We start from the raw sequence: 17,309 nt of genomic DNA on the forward strand, positions 1-17,309 counted from the left end.
CGCGTCTGAAACGGCGGTTGCGTTGTGGGGATGGAGGTCGTTTGTTAGAATGGCATCCCTGAATATCATGGTGAGAGGAACGGGGAACGAGGGCCGCTCATTCCGTTCGACCAATGAAAGCAACCGTATCGTCTATGCGTAAAGCTAAAATCGTCTGTACCATCGGCCCCGCCAGTGATTCGCCCGCCGTGCTGGATCAATTAATTGAAAGCGGCATGGATGCGGCGCGCCTCAACTTTTCTCACGGGACTCACGAATCGCATGCGCGTGCGATCAAGGCCATTCGCGAAGCCGCGAATCGCCGGCAGGCGGCGGTGGCGATCATCCAGGACCTGCAAGGACCGAGGATCCGTATCGGAGACGTCGATCCGGGCGGGATCGATCTGGTGGCCGGCCAGACGGTGAGACTCGTGACGACTCTGCTCCGGTCCGGCGGTCAACTCGGCGCACAGTCTCTCGCGTCATCCGGCATGCGAGAGATTTCGGTGGCGTACCAATACCTGGTGCGGGATGTCCAGCCAGGCGCCCGCATCCTGATTGACGATGGACTCATCGAGCTGGTCGCACATCGCATTATCGGCAGCACCGTCGAATGTGGAGTCGTAACCGGGGGACGACTGACCTCGCACAAGGGCATGAATCTGCCGGATACGCGCATCAGCGCTCCGACTCTCACCGACAAAGATCGGGACGATCTCCGGTTCGGCATCGCCCAAGGAGTGGACTATGTGGCCCTCTCGTTTGTCAGAGGCCCCGATGATGTGGTGGCAGCAAGGCAGTTAATGGCCGACTGGGGCGGCGATGTGCCGATTATTGCGAAGATCGAACGGCCGGAAGCGGTGGAATGCTTGGACGCGATTCTCGATCAGGCGGACGGCGTGATGGTGGCGCGGGGCGATTTGGGCGTAGAGATGGGGCCGGAGGCGGTTCCGCTCCTCCAGAAGCGGATTATCGCCGAAGCGAACCGCCGGCGCCGACTCGTGATCACGGCCACTCAGATGTTGGAGTCGATGACGCACCACTCACGCCCGACAAGGGCTGAAGCGTCGGATGTGGCCAATGCCGTGTTCGACGGGACCGATGCCGTCATGCTGTCCGGAGAAACGGCGGTCGGGCAACATCCGGTTGAAACCGTCCGTGTCATGAACCGCATCGTTCGCGCCGCAGAAGAGGGGGCACGATCCTGGTATGTGCGCTCGTCCATCGCGCCACAAGAGGAAGGGTCCTTCCCTGAAGCCATTTGCCACTCGGCCTTTTCCGCAGCCTCAGTCATCGGGGCGAGCGTCATCGTGGCTTTTAGCGAACGGGGTACGACCGCGCGCTTGTTGTCGAAGCAGCGACCTGCCGCGTCGATTGTGGGATTGACTCCCTTTGAGGCTGTCCGGCAGCGGATGGCGCTGTACTGGGGTGTGATTCCTCATACGATGCGCCAGATCGCGCAAACCGATGAGCGGATCGAGGAAGCGGAACGCCGCCTGAAGACCGAGGGCTTAGCCGTCACGGGACAGCGGATCGTGATCCTCTCGGGGACCAGGATCGGTCAGCCCGGGGAAACCAATTTGATGAAGTTACACAAAATCGGGTGAGTCGAACAGTTGGGTGGTGCACCCGGTTTCTTTGGCGGGGTATAGATTGAAAGTGAAGCGCACACGATGACAGCCAATAGAGTCGGCCGGTTCATATTGTTTCTCTATCCGTTACTGGCGCTGCTGTTGTCGGCCGGGGAGGGGCTTGCGCAGAGCGGATCCCTCGACCATTCACCGTCAGAGGTGGTGAAGCGGTATCTGTCGCTCGATTATAAGGGGGCGCGGCTCGACGCCCTGTCGGTCGAAACGGTCGCATCGTACACGGGTTGGCATGAAGAGCCCACGTGGGGACATGTCGTCGTGACGCAGGGTTTTGTGGTGGCGGAGCATTATCGCCAATGGGAGGTGATCGATCGGCTGGAAGTCGTGATTCCGGTCACCTTTCAGGTCATCGGCTCGGTGTACTTGGAAACCGCCGGTTTTGTGCAGGGGGCCGTGACAGAAGAGGTCCGGTTTCGCGTGAAAGCGGTCAACAATCGATGGAGGATTGTCGAGCCGATGTTGCCCCCCCATATCGGGCAGAAGCGGATGGTGAACGTCGTGCGCGAAGCCTGGATCAAGGAAACCGACCAGGCGAAGCGAGCCCGACTTGCGTCGTTGCAGGAGGAGTTACGAAAGGTAAAATGATGGGAAAGACCTCAGTCGAATTGTTGATTTTTGATTTGGATGGGACGCTCATCGAGTCCAAGTGGGATATTGCCACGTCGGTCAACCTAACCTTGGGCGAGCTGGGACTGCCGCAGCGGCCACTCGAAGAAATCTTCGGGTTTGTGGGGGATGGGGTGAAACAATTGCTGCGTCTGTCGGTGGGCGACAACAGCCGTGTCACCTTCGAGGAAGCCTTGCGGGTGTTCAGAGGCCAGTACCTGGCCCATTGCCTCGATCGGACGACCTTCTATCCCGGCATTGGGGAGATGCTGACGCATTTTGCCGGCAAGCGGAAGGCTGTGGCGACCAACAAAGCGATCGAGTATACGAATGTGATTCTTCAAGGGTTAGGAGCCGACCATTTTCAATATGTCGTCGGAGGCGATCACGGGTTCGGCTTGAAGCCGGAACCGGGTATGCTGTTGCATGTCATGAAAGAACTGAATGTATTGCCCGAGCAGACCGTGCTCATCGGAGATAGCACCAACGATATCAACGGCGGGCATAACGCCGGAATTCGCGTCTGTGCCGTCGGATACGGGATGGGGAATCGCGCCAAGATGGAAGCCTGTCAGCCGGACTGGTTTATCGAACGACCGGAACAACTCATGGAGCTATTCATATGATGACTCACGTTTCACGTTTCACGATGCTGCTGCTCGCGCTCGCTGTCAGCTTCGACCTGTCGCATGCCGCTTCGCCCGGTCTGGCGGATCGTGTGGTGGAGCAGAAGTTGGCGAACGGATTGACGGTGCTCATGGTCGAACGGCATCAAACGCCGGTGGTGTCGCTCAACATGACATTCAGAGTCGGGGGGGTGAACGAGCAGGTGGGGCAAACAGGCCTGGCGCACCTCTATGAACATATGGCCTTCAAGGGCACGAGGACGGTCGGGACGAAAGACTACGAGAAAGAGCGGCCGATTCTCGAGGAGTTGTTTCGGGTGGGAACCGAGTTGGAACAGCGGCAACGTGAATTTGCACGGAAGAATGTCGGGAAATCAGCCAGCCCCGAGGAGCGAACAGCGATCGAGGGGTTGCAGAAGCGATTCACCGAGCTGCAAGAAAAAGCGGGGCAGTTCGTCGCAGGGAATGAGATGGCCCTGCTCTACCAACGTCATGGAGGGGTTGGGCTCAATGCCGCGACCGGCAAAGACATGACTCGTTATACGATCAGTCTCCCTGCTAATCGTCTGCCCCTCTGGGCGGCGCTCGAAGCCGATCGCATGGCGCATCCCGTCCTCCGTGAATTCTACAAGGAACGCGGCGTAGTCATGGAGGAGCGGCGGTTACGGAACGACGATAGTGCGAACGGACTGTTGTTCGAAACCTTCACCTCGGCAGCCTTCCGAGCCCATCAATATGGGATTCCGACGATCGGCTGGGAGTCCGACATCCTGTCCCTGACGCCCGCCGACACCGAAGCCTTTTTCAAGGCCCACTACGGCCCCGATAACGCGACGATTGCGATCGTGGGCGATATCAATCCGAAAGAAGTCATGGCCCTGATCGAGCAGACGTTCGGGAAGATACCGGCCGCGCCTCCGCAGCCTCCCATGGTCACTGCCGAGCCGCCTCAACGGGGGGAGCGCCGCGTGGAGGTGGAGTTCGATGCCGAACCCTCTCTGGCCATCGGATTTCACAAGCCGGCGTTAGGCCATCCCGATGACTATGTCTTCGACGTGATCGACGCGGTGCTGACCGACGGACTTACGTCCCGGCTCTATGCCAATCTGGTCCGCGAGAAGCGGATCGCCGCCTCGGTGAACTCCGATGCGAATTATCCGGGGGTCCGTTCCCCGAACCTGTTCGTTCTCAATGCCACACCGCTGGCGCCCCATACGACGGCAGAAATCGAGGCGGCCATCTATGCCGAACTCGAACGGCTCAAGACGGAGCCGGTCTCCGCCAGGGAACTCGAAAAGGTGCTGAATAACCTCGATGCGGATTTAGTGCGGGCGCTTCGATCCAACGGAGGGCTGGCGTCTCAGCTGGCGCTCTATCAGACGGTGGCAGAAGACTGGCGCTATGCGCTGAAGGCCCGGGATAAAATTGCCGCAGTGACGACGGCGGATATCCAGCGTGTAGCCGTTGAGTACTTCACGAAGTCGAACCGTACGGTGGCCACATTGGTGAAGAAAGCCGGCGGAAAAAACGTCGCGGCGGCGCAGCATGAGGTGGCGCGATGAGGGGGATGAGGGACGTGAAACGTGAAACGCGAAATGTAAAACGGGGATGCTTTATTCTGACCGCGATGGTCATCGCCCTCATCGTTCCGGTGTTGACCGCCTGTGCCGAAAATCTGGCGTTGGGCGATCCTCGGCAGATGACGTTCAAGCCGGTTGAGTTCACTCCTCCCGAACCGGATCGCGTGGTGCTTGAAAACGGCATGGTGGTCTATCTCCTGGAGGACCATGAGCTGCCGTTGGTCAGCATCACCGCGACCATGCGGACGGGCGGCTGGCTCGATCCGGCGGATAAAGTCGGCCTGGCGTCGCTCACCGGTTCCATCATGCGGACCGGAGGGGGTGGCGGTCTCTCGGCGGAGCAAGTGGACGAGGAGTTGGAGCAGTTCGCCGGAGACGTCGGTATTTCCATTGGACGGCAATCCGGTTCTGCGTCGCTCGATGTCCTGAGCAAAGACTTGAAGCGGGGGCTTCAGATTTTTGCCGGGCTGATTCGGACGCCGGCTTTTGAGCCGGCGAAGGTTGAACTGGCCAAGCTGCAGTCCATCGAAGGGATTCGCCGCAGGCAAGACAATCCCGGCTCCATCGTCGGCCGCGAGTTCGTGAAGCTGCTGTATGGGGCAGATCATCCGACTGCGCGTGAAAGCAGCATCGAGTCCGTCACCCGCATCACCAGAGAGGACTTGATCGCCTTTCACAAGAAGACCGTCCATCCGAACGGCATGATGGTGGGGGTGACGGGAGATTTTGAGAAGACCGCGATGCTGGCCCTGCTCCGAGAGATATTCGGCGATTGGAAGAAAGGCGAGGTGCCGGTGCTGACGATTGCCGAGGTGCCCCAGAGCCAGACGCCAAAGCCCGTCGTCCGGTTCGTCAACAAGGATACGTCGCAAACGCATCTGCGCGTCGGCCATCTGTCGATCAAGGAGCAGGATCCTGACTATGTGTCCTTGGCGATTGCCAACGACATTCTGGGGGGCAGTTCCTTCCGCAGCCGGCTCTTCAACGACGTGCGGACCAAGCGGGGCTTGGCCTATTCGGTCGGCAGCCGGTTGAACACCGGAGTGCACGATCAAGGGGTCTGGTTGATGCGCGCCGAGACGAAGCTGCCATCGACGCAAGAGGTCATCGCGCGGTTTATTGCGAACATGGAGCGGATGAGGACCGAGTTGGTGACGGACAGCGAATTGGCGGAAGCGAAAGAGGCCTATGTGAACTCGTTTGTATTCTCCTTTGCCAGTTCGTCGGCGATCGTCGGGCGGTTGGTTGAGCTGGAATACGATGGGCTCCCCAAGGATTTTCTGCAGCAGTTGCGGGCCCGCGTGGTGGCCTTGACGAAAGAGGAAATCCTGGCTGCCTCAAAGAAGCATTTCCACCCAGAACGATTGACGATTGTCGCAGTCGGGGCAGGCGAGGCCCTGCCGAAGCTGCTGTCGGGATTCGGGGAAGTCAAAGAAGTGAAGGTGGCTCCGTAGGCTGAGAGAAGAGTGGCGGGTGGCCCGCTGATCTCCTGTGCTCGCGCAACGCGCGGCCTGAGAAGGCCCTCGTTGGACGCGCGCAGTGGGAGATCAACAGGCCACTCGCCCTGGGGAATAACGCCTTCGGAGCTTTGGTGGAGAGGAGAAGGAGTAGCGGATGGTTTAGTCGAGGCTTGTGTCGCGCAGCTCGCCCTTTAAAAATGGCTTGCTAGACGTCCACAGGGATGTTTGACCAGACCCTCTATCCGGAGAAGTAGTGATCAAGAGTTAAGGAAGCGGTTCCACACTTCGGAAAGCCTACAGCATGACGCTCAGTTGCAAGTATATAAGCGAGGAGAAGTCTCTTCTTGCCTATCTTGATTTGACCGGAACGACGCGCTTTTATGAAAACAGTGAATTAACGGAACAAATAGAGAGGATTTCGCGAGTTGTTGGTGTAGTACGTGCGGAAATTGAGAATACCTTTGGGGCAGACAAAACGAATCTATTCGTCCATATGTACGCAGACTCCCTCGTGATCGCCCAGAAGAATGAATTGATCGAAAATTGTGCAGGAAAATTTGTTGAGCTGATGCTGAAGGTCCAGTATCAAGTTCTTAATGGTAGCCAATTTAATAAGGTCAAGGCGAAGGCTTCCGAGGGTTACAAATTGATGCCAACTCTAAGTCGAGCCCTGGTAAGAAGAGGCTCTTATTACGGGATGATCTGCAGTGAGATACAGCAATCGATAGACAACACTTTCTCTAACTTCAGCTTGGTCGGCGGTTTGGCGATCGTTGAAATGGACAAGGCTCTCAAAGGTTTACCCATGGGGACGTACATTGACGCATCTCTTATCACGGAGGCAGGGGTTGAAAAGGAAAGACTGATCGACGTTACTAATGAGAGGGGATTAAAGTTTGTTAAGCCTCAAAAGGATTTTGATCGCTTGCGCAGTATCTTTTCTTTTAATCAGAATGCCCCTGCAGACATTAAGGATTGGGTAGACCACTTGATCAAGTTGTCGGGGAATGACGAGCACTTTAGAAATAAAATAACTCCATGGGTAGATGCAGTAAGAGGAGCTCGCCCATCGATATGTCGAAGATGTGTCGGAACGTGAAGGACTCGCTGAAGCTGATGGCTGAGAGCTGACTGCTGATAGCTAAGGATTTATCGCATGCCGCTTGAGGACGAATTTTCAGACATCATTAAGAAGGCGCGGATGGGGCAGGGGCTGTCGGTCGCCGAGATCTCCCGGACTACTGGATTGCCTGGCGGAGACATCACTGCGCTGGAGCGCGGCGATCCTCCGCGCGATCGCGCCGAGGTGCGGGCCCTGGCGAAGGCGTTGGGACTTCGTCCCGGGCCGTTGGAGCAGATTGCGATTGACCAATGGGAGCCGTCGGTTGCGTCTCCGATCTCTTGGGTGGAGGCCGTACGGGGCTCGATCAACGGGTATGGTGTGCAGGGTTATGTGGTCTATGACGGCGGAGAGGCGCTGTTGATCGACACCGCCTACAATGCGTCGGCGATGATCGATGTATTATCAAAGCACCATCTGCGTCTGGTCGGGATCTGTCTGACGCATGGTCATGCAGACCATGCCGATGGGATCGATCAGATTTTGAAGTATCGTGAGGCGCCGGTGTATCTCGGATCGGAGGATGTCGAACTCCTGAGTTGGCGTCCGCCCGCCGATCAGCTCAAAGCGCCGGAGGATGGCCAAACAATTGCCGTTGGACGTTTGCGTGTGCAATGTCTGGCGACGCCTGGCCATACCCCTGGCGGGATCTGTTATCGAGTGGAGGCTGAGTCCCTGCACGTCTGTTTCGTCGGCGATACCCTGTTTGCGGGATCCATTGGCCGTTCGAATCCCAGTGCACTGTACCAGACCCATCTGGGGTCGGTCAGGACCAAGGTCCTCGGGTTACCGCCTGAATATCGATTGCTGCCTGGCCACGGACCGGGGACGACGGTTCGGGAAGAGCTTGATCATAATCCCTTCGCATTGGATCACTAGCAGGATGCTGAAACAGCCCGCCAGCTGCGTTCTCGCATCGCTCAGAGGCTCAACGTACCGCAAGGGTACGCCTCGCCTCTTCGCTTGCTGCGGCCTTGCTGGACGGACTGTTTGAGCATCCTGACACGGTTCTCCTATTGTCCTAAACGTACGGGTCACGGAATTTTCACCGTGTTGTGATAGCTTCGCGACAACCTGTGAGAAGAATATCTTATGAGCCTCGATGAGCGGAGCGACGACCAACCGATCCGCGTCGGACCACTGCCGGCTGCGGCGGTAGATTCTGAAGATCTCAATGATCATTCCGCGGACGACGAATTCGAGGAGACGTCCTTCTCGAAATGGATCCTGCCCCTCAGCCTCCTTGTTGCGACGATTTTTACCACGCTCTGGGCCGGAGCCTATCAGGCCTATAAGGGGCCGATCCATGGGCCTGTAGACTTTCTCCTCGAACATTTCGAGACGCTTTGGCGCGGAATTCCCTTTGCCGCCACGTTGTTGGGGATTCTGGTGACCCATGAATGCGGTCACTATGTGCTCTCCCGCATCCACGGCGTGCCGGCTTCATTGCCGCTGTTCATTCCCGGTCCTCCCCATTTCATCGGGACATTTGGCGCCATCATCCGTCTTCGCGGGCCGATCATGAATCGGCGTGCATTGTTCGACATCGGTGTGGCTGGCCCGCTGGCCGGCTTTGTTGTTGCAGTCGTGGCGTTGGTCATCGGCCTGAACCTGTCGACGGTGGTGGATCGAACGGCGACCTACGGATTGCAGTTGGGCGAACCCCTGCTCTTGCAGTTCATCTCCTGGCTGGTCGTCGGATCGCTTCCTCCTCAGGCCGACATCGTCTTGCACCCGATTGGTTTTGCCGCTTGGTTCGGTCTATTTGTGACATCGCTGAATCTGATTCCCATCGGCCAACTCGACGGCGGGCATGTGGCGTACGCCCTATGGGGCTCCCGCCAACGCACGATCGCCTTTGCCATGGTGCCGCTGTTGATCATGCTGGGATTCGTGGGCTGGCCTGGCTGGTGGCTCTGGGCGTTCATGTCGGGAATCTGGGGTCTTGGCCATCCGCCGGTGCTCGACCCTCACGTGCCGCTCGGCCGTGGGCGGGTTGTGGTTGGATGGATCGCGCTTGCCGTGTTTATCCTCACCTTTGCCCCCATCCCATTTTCTTTTCATTAGCAGGATGCTGAAACCGGTCGCCAGCTTCGTTCTCGCCTCGAAAGCATCCTCAACGTAGCCAGGGGCTACGCCTCCGGTGCTTCCATCGGCTGCGGCCTTGCTGACGGCCGGTTTGAGCATCCTGCGTCCAGACGCCAGCCAGCGTAAGCTCCCCCTAATCTGAGACGGTTTCAAAGGAGAACTTTCTGGCACAATAGCCACGCTAGCCAGGAGGTTCCCATGCGTCAGTCGAAGTTCACCGAGACCCAAATTGTGTCGATTCTGAAGGAGGCCGATGCCGGCCGACCCGTCAATGAGATCTGGCGGAGCTACGGCATCAGTTCGGCCACCTACTACAAGTGGAAAGCCAAATATGGGGGACTGGAGGCCTCGGACATCCAGCGGCTCAAGGAGCTGGAGCAGGAGAACAGCAAGCTGAAACGTCTCTATGCGGACATGGCGTTGGAGAATGCCGCGCTGAAAGATGTTATCGCAAAAAAACTCTAACGCCTGCTGCACGGCGGGAGGTCGCCACCCATCTGGTGACTCAATCCGGCCTTCCGGTTCAGCGGGCGTGTCAGGCCGTCGGCCTCAGTCGAGCCACGTACTATCGGCCGATCGTCAATTGGGTCCAGCGCGACGCCCCGGTTATTGCGGCGCTGACGATGCTGGGTGAGACGCAGCCCCGCTGGGGGTTCTGGAAATATGTGGATCGGTTGCGGAACACGGGCCATCGGTGGAATCACAAACGGCTCTGGCGCGTGTATTGCCATCTGCGGCTGAATCTGCCCCGCCGGACGAAGCGACGGTTCCCCGTTCGGCCGCGGCAGCCCCTGGAAGTGGTCCCGGCACCGAACGTGGTCTGGGCGCTGGATTTCATGAGTGATAGCTTGTACGGCGGTCGACGGTTTCGGACCCTCAATATTCTAGATGAAGGCGTGCGAGAGGCCTTGGCCATCGAAGTGGATACGTCTTTGCCGGCGGAGCGCGTAATCCGTGTGCTGGAGCAAGTGGTGGCCTGGCGCGGCCAGCCGAAGGCCATTCGGCTCGACAATGGTCCGGAGTTCATCGCCGAGCGCTTCATGGCCTGGTGTGCCGAACGCACGATTGAGGTGCGACATATTCAGCCGGGGAAGCCCGATCAGAATGCCTTGATCGAGCGCGACAATCGAACCTATCGCACCGAAGTGCTCAATGCCTATGTGTTTGAGTCGTTGGAGCAGGTACGGGAGATCACTGCCGAATGGTTGCAGCAGTATAACGAAGAGCGGCCCCATGAGTCGTTGGCGGGCGTACCGCCCGCCCTCTATCGGGCCCAACTTAAAGCCAGAAATTCTCCTTTACCACTGTCTCCTTGACGGGGGAGCTTACGCCAGTGGCTTGGATGAATCCTGAGATTTTCTTGTCCGAATACCTGGGCGGTCCTACAGTGTGCCTATGGCATTCATAGAGACCTCCATGCTGTCTTGTCCCAAGTGTCAGGCTGATCGGCCAGATGGAGCGACAGAATGTGTGAAGTGCGGAATCATCTTTGCGAAGTATCGTCCGCTTGCCCCATTACAGCGACAGCCTCTGCTGAGGGACCGCTCTCGCTGGGTGGCCTTTGCCAAAGAATGGCTTATTGAATCGGATACACCGACCGACTCGATCACGTTCGCTGGACGAATTGCGGTATTTCTGTTGTTGCTCTGGTGGGGGCGAGCCTTCATCGTCACGCCGCTCGAAACCAACTACACAGGGGAGTCGTTCCTCCATCTGATCAATCTGCCGTTCCACGAAGCAGGCCATCTTCTGTTTATCCCTCTGGGGCGGTTCATGATGATTCTGGGAGGAAGTCTCGGCCAGATCCTGATGCCGCTCGTTTGTCTTGGTACCTTTCTCATCAAGACGCGCGATCCCTTCGGCGGGGTAGTGGCGCTGTGGTGGATGGCGGAAAGCTTCATGGATATCGCCCCCTACATCAACGATGCGCGGGCCCTGGATCTCATGCTCCTTGGCGGCGTGACGGGAAAAGAAACGGACGGGCACGACTGGAACAATATCCTGACGATGTTGGGCTGGTTGGAGTATGACCATCGTCTGGCTCACCTCGCCTACCACGTCGGCATTCTCCTGATGCTGGTCTCGTTCGCATGGGGCGGGCTGCTTCTTCTGAAGCATTACCGCAGGCTCTCACCGTAACCAGCTTGCGCGCCCGCAGAAACTCTCTTACCATAGACCTCGATCAGGAGGTACGAACATGCAAAGCCTGAGAGCCATTCGAGCTTGTCTCATCGTATTGGGCATGATGCTGTTGGCCAGTTACGTCATCGCAGCCGACTCCACTGTTTCTTCTCGATTCACGTTGGTCTTACATGGTGCCGCCGTGAAGGACAACAGTACGGGTTTAATCTGGGAGCAGGAGCCAGATCGGGAGCACGATGTGTGGGGGGCGTCGGTGGCTCGTTGTGCAACGAAAGAAGTCGGAGGGCAGAAGGGCTGGCGCGCACCGTCTGTGGACGAACTCAAGACCTTGATCGATGCCTCTCAACATGACCCGGCGTTGCCGGCCGGCCATCCCTTCTCCAACATCAAGTCGGAGATCTATTGGACGGCGACGCCGCACCCCACCGACGACATGGTGTCCTGGCAGATCAGCTTTTTTAGCGGTGAACCGGTGACCGATCAGAAATCAGGAACCAGGCGTTTGTGGTGCCTGCTGGGTGAGCCACGCAAGTAAACAGTCCTCAGCCGACCCTCTTTAATAAACAGAGTCCTGTGCAGGCTCGACATTTGACTCTGTTCGGTAAGTCTCTTCTCTCTTATCTCCCCTCATTTCCTAATTATTTCTGGCCCAGTTCTATGATCGTGGGCCCTGCTTTTGAGAGGCTAGCGATTTCCGTCCGCCGTTGCGTAGAATGTGTTCCTTGCCGAAAGGAGCCGAGTGAGGATTCATACAATCAGAGGCCGCATCGTACTGGCCATTGTTGTGGTCGGCTGCATTCCGCTGCTGACCTGCCTTATTCTCGCCTATGTATCGGGCATGCGATCGCTTCGCGACGTGATCGGTGGGAACTTTCAAACGATTGCGGCGCAGGCGGCGGATCGCGTCACGATGTTGGTGCAAGGGGAAATCCAGCGGGTTCGCCTCTTGGCCTCGGCGCCGTTGCGGGTTCGTCAGCCGGTAGAGCTCGCCAATCGTTCCTATCCCGGAGAGCATTCTAAGGCCATCGCTCAAATCCAAGATCGTGCCCGAGCCTGGGAGCAAGGCACGAACGTGGCCGCCCGTCTCTTGAACACCGAGCTCTCACGATTTTTGTTGGAGACGAAAGTGCGAGATGGGGACAAGATGGTCGGGATTCTCATTACGGATCAGCATGGCGCGCTTGTCGCAGCTACATCGGAGCCAGACCACTATTTCTTTGGGGAGGAGCCTTGGTGGAAGGCGATTCAGGATGGAGGCGGTGAACAGGTCTATCTGAGCGGACTCACGCCGGGACGTGCCGGTTCCTTTCGTTCTCCTGAAGAGACGATCGATGTAGCTGTGCCAATTTTCGACGACCACCAACGTATCGTGATCGGTGCGATCAAGATTTCGTACCGGTTCGATACGCTCTTCGGGATGATCAATCAAATCCGCATCGGCCAGACCGGCCATGCGATGCTGTTCAGCGCCGATGGCCAGCCGCTCATCTGTCCGATCCTTCCCCGTCAGGCCCATCGCATTCCTGCGCCCCTTATGGCCATGATCGTGTCCGATGACCCCGGGTGGGGGATCGCCGAAGACGATGGGCATGGCGCTCATGACACCGTAGTCGGCTTCGCGCCAGTCCGGGGTCTGGGTATGCCTGGCGATACCTGGCACGTCTTTGTCCGGCAACAGCCCGCTGAAAGTTACGCGCCGATCAGGGATCAGCTCCGCAATCTTGCCATCATCGGCTTCGTCATGATCGGACTCTTGTGGGCCATCGGCCGCTATGTGGCGGCCAGAATTGCCCGCCCGATCCAAACTCTGCAGGCAGGGGTCGAGGCGATCAGCCGTGGAACCTATGGGGGACCGCTCGACATTCGGACGGGAGACGAGTTCGAAGAATTGGCAACCGCCGTGCATCGGATGGCGGACAAGCTCAACGCGTCCCATGCCGAGATGGAATCGTTGAACAACGATTTGACCAGGCGGGTCGAGGAAAAGACCACCGAGATCACTCGTCATATGAAACAGCTCCATCTTTCCGAACGCCTGGCGACGCTGGGCAAGGTGGCGAGCGGGATTGCCCATGAGATTAACAATCCCTTGGGCATCATGCTCAACCGGATTGAATGTATCGAAGCGGAAGCGGTTGACCTGGAGCTGCCTGGAGAGGTGCAGCGGGATCTCCTGGCGATCCGGTCTCAAGCAGAACGGATCAGCCGGATCACCAGGAGCATGTTGGCCCTCTCACATGGTTCCGCCACGACGCTGAAGCCGATCGATCTGAACTGCGTGCTCCGTTCCTGTGTGGACATGGCACGGGAACGGGCTGCCGCCCAGGGGGTCCGCCTTGAATCTGCCTTGTGCCCCGATGTGCCGGCGATCATGGGTGATCGGGATCGGCTGGAAACGGTCGTCCTCAATCTCCTCAACAATGCGATTGATGCCGTGCGGGGATGCAACCGTGAAGGGGTGGTGAGGGTTCAGTCGGATCGGCTGCGACGCGATGGGGAAGAGTGGGTCAGGGTCAAAGTGATCGACAATGGACCTGGTATCCCGGAGGAAATTCTCGGTCACATCTTCGATCCGTTCTTTACGACGAAGGATGTCGGCCAAGGGACGGGGCTGGGGCTGTTTTTGAGCTATGGTATTGTGTCTGATCATCGGGGGCGCTTGGAAGTTGCGAACGGCGAGGTCGGCGCCGTGGCGTCGGTAATCCTCCCTGCGCTACAGACCGCGTCCGATGTACCTCAGGAGGCCGGATGGGGACAGGAAAAATATTGATCGTCGATGACGAAGTCGACGCGCTGGATAATTGCCGTCGCATTCTGAGCCGGTTGGGATATGAGTGTTTGACGGAGCACGATCCGATTCGCGCGGTACAGCGGATTCAACAGGAACGGCCCGGACTGGTCCTCACCGACCTGCGCATGCCGGGGCTCGACGGGATCGGCGTGCTGGCGGAAGCGAAACGAGTCGATCCCACCATCAAAGTGGTTCTGCTGACCGCATACGCCACCGTGCAGACAGCCGTGGCTGCGATGCGGCAAGGGGCGATGGATTACATTCTGAAACCCTATACCAGTATAGATCTGGAGGACGTAGCCCGACGGGCTTTTAGAGGGAAGGAGCAGGCAGGAGCGCACGTTCCATCTTGGAACGATCTCGATCGACGGCCAGACCTATCCGACGGCGTCGGGAAACAGACACTCAGGCTCATGCTGGGGCAAAGCGAAGCCATCCGGGAGGTGAAAGACCTCATCAAAAAAGTGGCTCATACGGACGCCAACATTTTGATTTACGGCGAGAGCGGAACAGGAAAAGAATTGGCGGCTCGCGCGATTCACGACCAAAGTAGCCGGGCGGCCGAGCCTTTTGTGCCGGTGGACTGTGTGGCGTTACCCGATGCCTTGTTGGAATCGGAACTGTTCGGGCACGAGAAAGGGGCCTTCACGGGGGCGCATGCGGCGAAGGCCGGTCTCTTTGAAGTGGCGAACGGCGGCACGGTGTTTCTCGACGAAGTCAGCGAGATGAGCCCGATGCTGCAGTCGAGACTCCTTCGGGTCCTTCAGGAGCGCCATGTCCGGAGGGTCGGCGGGACGCGCTATGCCGATATCGATGTGCGGGTAATCGCGGCGTCTAATCGAGATCTCGAAGAAGCGTGGCGGAAGGGCCTGTTTAGGGAAGATTTATTTTATCGCCTCAACGTCATCCCGATCGTGCTCCCGCCGCTTCGAGAGCGCAAGGGCGATGTGGAAGTCTTGGCGCAGGCATTTCTGCGGCGCTTTATGGAGCGGAAAATGTGCGCCTCGGACGACACGGTGGAATTCGGTCCGATCGCGTTATCGCTGTTACGAGCGTACACATGGCCGGGCAATGTGAGGGAGTTGCAGAACGTCGTGGAGCGGGCGGCGGCGCTGTCTGATGGTCCCGTGATCGGCGTGGAGCATTTGCCGGACCGACTGTGCGCGGCTTTCCGGGAAGACGTGGCTGACCAAGATGTCGCCTCGTTCAAAGAGGCCAAGCAAGCCGTCGTTCGCACCTTCGAACGCAGTTTTCTGGTCGACCTGCTGAAGCGGCATGGAGGTCAGCAGGGACGCGCGGCCCAGGAGGCCGGAGTGGATCGGAAAACTATTGAGCGCATGATCAAGAAACACGGGCTCGGGGAATCGCGGTAACCGCGATTATTCTTGTCGGAAGCAGTAAATCCTCTCTCCCCTTCTAGATTTCCAATCCATCTCGGCACCGAACTTGCTCTATTCGATGAGCGGACAACGTGACTCACCCTCACGATCATCGTCCTCCTTTTGCCTGCCGACTAGAGGCTAGGGGAGAATCGGAAGGCAAAATAGTATGGCAGCACCGGACAAAATTCTCATCGTGGACGATGAGCCTGACGCACTTGAAAATTGCCGCCGGATACTGAGCGGGCATCGGTACGATTGCCTTGTGGAAACCGACCCAAGCCAAGCACTGGCGGCCATTGAGCGCGAACATCCCAAGGTGCTGCTGACCGATTTTCGGATGCCGGGACTTGACGGGATCGGTCTCCTCAAAGCGGCTAAACGTATCGATCCGGCAATCCAGGTTGTGCTGTTGACCGCCTATGCGTCTATCAAGACCGCTGTCGCCTCGATGCGCCATGGCGCATTCGATTACCTCACCAAACCCTTTACAGGGGAGGAACTCCGGACCGTGATCCGGCGCGCATTGGGCGAAGAATCGGGCGACTCGACAAAGTATGAGGACGAATCGGCATCCCCATCGAGGGGCAAGGCTAAGAGATCAACCGTTCGGATCGAAGAGGAGGTCCTTGCCGGAATCAGTGCCGCGATGCAGGCGGTGCGGGAGCTCATCCAACGAGTGGCGGCGACCGAGGCCACGGTGCTGATTGTCGGGGAACAGGGCACGAGCAAGGAGTGCGTCGCGCGAACGATCCATGCCAGGAGTGCTTGTCAGTCGAAACCGTTCGTGCCGGTCGACTGTCTGACTTCCGATGACTCTGCATTGGAGGTGCAGCTATTCGGGACTCAGCAGTCGGCATCCCGCATCGGTGTCGGATCGCAGCCGGGGCTCTTGGAGCTGGCGCATGGAGGCACCCTGTTTCTGGACGAAGTTGGCGGCCTCAGTTTGCAACTCCAGGCGAAACTGTTGCGCGCCTTGAAAGAGCGACGGGGTCGCCGGGTGGGCGGCGACCGCTTTGTCGAGATTGACACGCGCGTGATCGCCGGGTCGTCCCAGGATCTTCAACGCGCCTGCAGCCGGGGCGAGTTCCGTGACGATTTCTATCAATTTCTCAACATCGTTCCGATCGTGCTGCCGCCGCTGCGCGGTCGCGTCGAGGATATCGAGGCGCTCGCGCGATCGTATCTGCAGACCACCTTACGCGAGCGGGGCAGGCCACTTCTGCAGGCCGGCTTCACGTCCGACGCGCTCGCGCTGCTTCGCCGCTATGCCTGGCCCGGCAATGTGCGCGAACTGCAGAACGTCATCGAGCGAGCGGTCGTGCTTGCCGACGGCCCCCTCATTGATCTCACGCACCTTCCTGACCGGCTACGCTCGTCGTGACGATAGCCGAGTCTCCACGCATTGTTCCGCCGATCCGAAATCCCGCGGCTTGTCTTTCTTCCTTTTCCCAACTGTCCCAACCCGCCACATTCCGCGCGAGTCTGTGTCTAAGTCGATAGACAGGTCTATCTGCTTGATTCTTCGCGCTTTCGCGCTTGCATCTCTGCGGAGATGAGACAGCAAAGTCGCATTCTCCGAAAAGCCTCTTCAAACAGTGAAGCGTGGCCGAGAACCTGGAAACCAGCATGGACAGCGGTATTTCGCTGGCCGTCCTGTCCCTATGTGAATGGCACTGTTTTTGCGCAAGAGTTTCACTGCTGGTGAAGGAACAGTTGTTTGGACCGGCCTCTGAATAACCGGCATCTCAGGGAGATGCCCTTCACCAGCCCTTATTGTTTTTGGAACGAAAAATGTTCGCCGGCAGCGGCGAGGCTGCCGAATAGAACAGTGGACGATCACAGCGGGGCAGGGTCAATCTCAGCCCGCCGTCCGGAAGAGGGGCGGC

General features: G+C 58.3%; 14 protein-coding genes. All 14 read left to right on the top strand.

Annotation, left to right across the window (positions count from 1 at the left end; translation table 11 throughout):
- Positions 1-134 precede the first annotated feature (134 nt).
- The 14 genes from pyk to Q7U76_04390 all read left to right on the top strand — a co-directional run bounded on the left by pyk (position 135) and on the right by Q7U76_04390 (position 16,804).
- Positions 135-1,586 (top strand): pyruvate kinase, encoded by a 1,452-nt coding sequence (pyk, locus tag Q7U76_04325; protein ID MDO8355596.1) that lies wholly within the window; start codon positions 135-137, stop codon positions 1,584-1,586.
- Positions 1,587-1,652: 66 nt separating this feature from the next.
- A complete protein-coding gene (locus Q7U76_04330) occupies positions 1,653-2,213 on the top strand; it encodes a hypothetical protein (protein MDO8355597.1) in 561 nt (186 codons plus the stop codon).
- On the top strand, positions 2,210-2,860 hold the full coding sequence (locus Q7U76_04335) for an HAD-IA family hydrolase (protein MDO8355598.1): 651 nt from the start codon (positions 2,210-2,212) through the stop codon (positions 2,858-2,860). The genes Q7U76_04330 and Q7U76_04335 overlap by 4 nt, the downstream gene beginning before the upstream one ends.
- Positions 2,857-4,422: a pitrilysin family protein gene (locus Q7U76_04340; GenBank protein ID MDO8355599.1), complete on the top strand. Its 1,566-nt coding sequence runs from the start codon at positions 2,857-2,859 to the stop codon at positions 4,420-4,422. Before Q7U76_04335 ends, Q7U76_04340 begins: the two co-directional genes overlap by 4 nt.
- 14 nt (positions 4,423-4,436) lie before the next feature.
- Entirely contained in the window at positions 4,437-5,894 is a 1,458-nt protein-coding gene (locus Q7U76_04345) for a pitrilysin family protein (protein ID MDO8355600.1), read from the top strand.
- 307 nt (positions 5,895-6,201) lie between these two features.
- The gene (locus tag Q7U76_04350; GenBank protein MDO8355601.1) at positions 6,202-6,999 is read left to right on the top strand and encodes a hypothetical protein; all 798 of its coding nucleotides are present in this window, start codon (positions 6,202-6,204) and stop codon (positions 6,997-6,999) included.
- Positions 7,000-7,056: 57 nt separating this feature from the next.
- Positions 7,057-7,899 carry an MBL fold metallo-hydrolase gene (locus Q7U76_04355; GenBank protein ID MDO8355602.1) on the top strand — a complete coding sequence of 281 codons (843 nt, stop codon included), beginning with the start codon at positions 7,057-7,059 and terminating at the stop codon, positions 7,897-7,899.
- A gap of 213 nt (positions 7,900-8,112) precedes the next feature.
- On the top strand, positions 8,113-9,087 hold the full coding sequence (locus Q7U76_04360) for a site-2 protease family protein (GenBank protein ID MDO8355603.1): 975 nt from the start codon (positions 8,113-8,115) through the stop codon (positions 9,085-9,087).
- A 219-nt stretch (positions 9,088-9,306) separates the two neighbouring features.
- Positions 9,307-10,424 (top strand): IS3 family transposase gene (locus Q7U76_04365; GenBank protein MDO8355604.1). Its coding sequence is split into 2 segments (ribosomal slippage): positions 9,307-9,559 and positions 9,559-10,424, totalling 1,119 coding nucleotides; the frame shifts between segments, so codons are not numbered across the junction.
- A gap of 79 nt (positions 10,425-10,503) precedes the next feature.
- Entirely contained in the window at positions 10,504-11,247 is a 744-nt protein-coding gene (locus Q7U76_04370; GenBank protein MDO8355605.1) for a zinc ribbon domain-containing protein, read from the top strand.
- A 58-nt stretch (positions 11,248-11,305) separates the two neighbouring features.
- On the top strand, positions 11,306-11,785 hold the full coding sequence (locus Q7U76_04375; GenBank protein ID MDO8355606.1) for a DUF1566 domain-containing protein: 480 nt from the start codon (positions 11,306-11,308) through the stop codon (positions 11,783-11,785).
- A 204-nt stretch (positions 11,786-11,989) separates the two neighbouring features.
- Entirely contained in the window at positions 11,990-14,020 is a 2,031-nt protein-coding gene (locus Q7U76_04380; protein ID MDO8355607.1) for a cache domain-containing protein, read from the top strand.
- Positions 13,999-15,414, top strand: a complete 1,416-nt coding sequence (locus Q7U76_04385) for a sigma-54 dependent transcriptional regulator (GenBank protein ID MDO8355608.1) — start codon at positions 13,999-14,001, stop codon at positions 15,412-15,414. Before Q7U76_04380 ends, Q7U76_04385 begins: the two co-directional genes overlap by 22 nt.
- Before the next feature lie 175 nt (positions 15,415-15,589).
- The gene (locus tag Q7U76_04390; GenBank protein ID MDO8355609.1) at positions 15,590-16,804 is read left to right on the top strand and encodes a sigma-54 dependent transcriptional regulator; all 1,215 of its coding nucleotides are present in this window, start codon (positions 15,590-15,592) and stop codon (positions 16,802-16,804) included.
- Positions 16,805-17,309 lie beyond the last annotated feature (505 nt).

Source organism: Nitrospirota bacterium (assembly GCA_030645475.1).
Taxonomy (GTDB): Bacteria; Nitrospirota; Nitrospiria; order Nitrospirales; family Nitrospiraceae; genus Palsa-1315.

What these genes read in the sequence shown, in the direction of transcription:
- pyk (MDO8355596.1), top strand. Translation starts at nt 135, where the DNA reads ATGCGTAAAGCTAAAATCGTCTGTACCATCGGCCCCGCCAGTGATTCG.
- Q7U76_04330 (MDO8355597.1), top strand. Translation starts at nt 1,653, where the DNA reads ATGACAGCCAATAGAGTCGGCCGGTTCATATTGTTTCTCTATCCGTTA.
- Q7U76_04335 (MDO8355598.1), top strand. Translation starts at nt 2,210, where the DNA reads ATGATGGGAAAGACCTCAGTCGAATTGTTGATTTTTGATTTGGATGGG.
- Q7U76_04340 (MDO8355599.1), top strand. Translation starts at nt 2,857, where the DNA reads ATGATGACTCACGTTTCACGTTTCACGATGCTGCTGCTCGCGCTCGCT.
- Q7U76_04350 (MDO8355601.1), top strand. Translation starts at nt 6,202, where the DNA reads ATGACGCTCAGTTGCAAGTATATAAGCGAGGAGAAGTCTCTTCTTGCC.
- Q7U76_04355 (MDO8355602.1), top strand. Translation starts at nt 7,057, where the DNA reads ATGCCGCTTGAGGACGAATTTTCAGACATCATTAAGAAGGCGCGGATG.
- Q7U76_04360 (MDO8355603.1), top strand. Translation starts at nt 8,113, where the DNA reads ATGAGCCTCGATGAGCGGAGCGACGACCAACCGATCCGCGTCGGACCA.
- Q7U76_04370 (MDO8355605.1), top strand. Translation starts at nt 10,504, where the DNA reads ATGGCATTCATAGAGACCTCCATGCTGTCTTGTCCCAAGTGTCAGGCT.
- Q7U76_04375 (MDO8355606.1), top strand. Translation starts at nt 11,306, where the DNA reads ATGCAAAGCCTGAGAGCCATTCGAGCTTGTCTCATCGTATTGGGCATG.
- Q7U76_04385 (MDO8355608.1), top strand. Translation starts at nt 13,999, where the DNA reads ATGGGGACAGGAAAAATATTGATCGTCGATGACGAAGTCGACGCGCTG.
- Q7U76_04390 (MDO8355609.1), top strand. Translation starts at nt 15,590, where the DNA reads ATGGCAGCACCGGACAAAATTCTCATCGTGGACGATGAGCCTGACGCA.